This is a genomic window from Moraxella oblonga NBRC 102422, from assembly GCF_001598275.1.
GTDB classification, from domain to species: domain Bacteria; phylum Pseudomonadota; class Gammaproteobacteria; order Pseudomonadales; family Moraxellaceae; genus Moraxella; species Moraxella oblonga.
On sequence record NZ_BCYQ01000084.1, the window covers coordinates 1 to 2,535 of the forward strand.

Genomic DNA, 2,535 nt, shown 5'->3' on the forward strand with positions numbered 1-2,535 from the left:
TGGGGGTCTTAACTTTGATACCACCCTTGATACCAGAATATTCACCAAAGAAGGCAGGGGGGAGATTAAGAAGGAGCAAGAAAGGCTTGATGAGAATCTTAAAGCAACAGGTAAAATTACAGGAGCGGCAGGCGTACAAGTTGTTGCCACCACTGCCAACGTCTTAACAGGCAACCAAACCCTAACCCAAGCCATCCAAGGTGCCAAAGCCCCTGCTAAAATGGCAAAAGCCATACAGGACAACCCAGAACTTGCTGCCATACTTGACGCTTACCAAAAAGGCGAATACCACAACCTTACCCTAAGCCAAGAGGCTCTACAAGCCCTCTCTGATGCCACAGGCATCAGCACTAAGGTACTACTTACCAGTATTACCGCCCAAAGAGGCATTCAAGGTGCTACCAATAAAACACTAACGGTCATTGACACCCATGACGAACTAAGAGCGGACAGCATCCAAACCCTAGGTCATGAGCTAGACCACATCCGTGGGGGCAAAAACGAAACCTTAGCAGACCTAGCAGGGCTTGCCGCCAAACTTAACACCGATGCTGCCATCATCGCCAATCAAGACAACATCAACCCCATTAAAGCACAGCTTGGGGATGGCAAAGATGCACAAACAACTCTTCAAAATCAAGCATTGCTTGAGGGGAATGATAAGACCTTTGTGGAGAACCATGACGGGAGAGAGGGGGAGTGGAGTTATGATCACGATCGTCTATTGCCAGATGGTTCTTATGGACATCCTGGAGATAGAGTAACATTTACCAACGAAGAAGCATTGATTATTAAGGATTTGATTGGTGCTGTTGTTGTGCCAATTGGGTTTGCTGATGCTTACTATAACGCAAAAACAGATGAAGAGAAAGCAATGGCTATTGCCACTGCCTTTAAAATACCAATAAGCCGTGCTAGAATATATGCACAACAGGCGAAACAACATTCAAGATCTAAAAGTCAAAATATAGGAGTAAACAATAGTTCTTATTCAAGCGATTTTCACAAAAGCATATCTGGTAGACAGACCGACTATATTATAAATCAACAAGCAAGTAAGCGTGTCCATTTGGTTACCGCTCCAATAGATTTTGATGGGCATATTTTGAGTGCGGAAATAAAGCGAAATGGAACAGTAGTTGGAGGGCATTCAACAGCTAATGGCAACATTAGAGTGGATAGCGTTGTTAAAACCTATTCCAATGGAGTATATGAGGCAAAAATTTCTGTTAAAGATCCAAACAATCCCAATAACTATTTACCAAAATCTAATAATAATGGAATATCTACAATGTTCCCAAATAGTTGGAGTGCTGATAGAGTAAAAGTTGAAGTTGACTATGCTTATCAAAACAGAAAGGTTGTTACAAATTCAAGAGGGCAGCAAATGTGGGAAGGCATAACTCCAAGCGGAGTTAAGGTTACTGGATATTTGCAGCCGAAAGTTACTGTATATCCTGTTAAGTGAGATTATTATGAACATAAATTTTTTTTATAAAGAATCAGAAACTTTTAAAGATGGCGTATTTAGACCGATTGCTGTTTGTGATGGAATAAACAAAAATTATGAAATATTTTGTGAATATATATCAGAATTGGATATTGAATTTACAAAAAATATTATTTGCAATATAAATGAAAGTAATTTTTCATTTAATATTAGTTCGGAAAGCTGGGGCTGTGAGATTGATGGTGATTTTATAAAAATATATTTTCTATATGATGAGGAAAATCCTGATTATACATCATTTATATCTTTAAATGACTTCAAGTTTATAATCAATGCTTGGATGGATTTTTTGGTGAAAGAAGATAGAAATGGAGTGAGGTTATCTCTAAATAGCCCGTAGGCTGGGTTAGCGACAGCGTAACCCAGCATTTATGGTGTAACCAATTGAATTTGTTGGGTTTCGTACCTTAACCCAACCTACGGGCTGGCGAAGGCTCTTTAAGTGAAGGTAGGTAATTATGATTAAATTAAATATTGGTTATGATTATGGTATTTCTGATATTGAATGGATAAATGATTTTGAAAAAAATATAATATTTCTTTTCCAAAATCATATTGTGATTTAATGCTTAAACATAATGGCGTTAGATTTGAACAGGATACATTTCTGTATTTTAAAAATAATCAGTACTGGGTGGAAAGCAATATTTCTTTTCTTGCATTTGGCAACCCTATAGGTACCGAATTGATAAATGACAGTCAATATTATAGCGAAAAAAATCTAATTGCTTTTGGCTTAAATGAATTTGGCTATCTTATATGCTTTGATTATCGTCAAGACCGTATGACAAATGACCCGCCAGTAGTCATTATGTATCATGATGAATTTATGACTAATGAACACGGTCAAGAAAAGATGGTTATTTTGCCAATTGCCAATAGTTTTGATGAGTTTTTAGATATGCTTTATGAATAAACTGAATAATCTCATAGCAAGCTCGTAGGTTGGGTTGAACAAACAGTAAAACCCAACATTAAGCCAAGTCTTAAATTTGTTGGGTATCGCTATCGCTTCACCCAATCTA

At 37.5% G+C, this 2,535-nt stretch carries 3 protein-coding genes; all 3 read left to right on the forward strand.

Translation table 11 applies throughout. The annotated features are described in order from the left end of the window. The coding region (locus MOB01S_RS12650) for an EndoU domain-containing protein (protein ID WP_369406670.1) at positions 1–1,468 on the forward strand (1,468 nt) is incomplete at its 5' end. A 7-nt stretch (positions 1,469–1,475) separates the two neighbouring features. Further along, positions 1,476–1,850, forward strand: a complete 375-nt coding sequence (locus MOB01S_RS11945) for a DUF5376 family protein (protein ID WP_066805820.1) — start codon at positions 1,476–1,478, stop codon at positions 1,848–1,850. Positions 1,851–2,045: 195 nt separating this feature from the next. Next, positions 2,046–2,426, forward strand: coding sequence for an SMI1/KNR4 family protein (locus MOB01S_RS11950; protein WP_281177257.1), 381 nt, complete (start codon positions 2,046–2,048; stop codon positions 2,424–2,426). Positions 2,427–2,535: the final 109 nt, after the last annotated feature.

What these genes read in the sequence shown, in the direction of transcription:
- MOB01S_RS11945 (WP_066805820.1), top strand. Translation starts at nt 1,476, where the DNA reads ATGAACATAAATTTTTTTTATAAAGAATCAGAAACTTTTAAAGATGGC.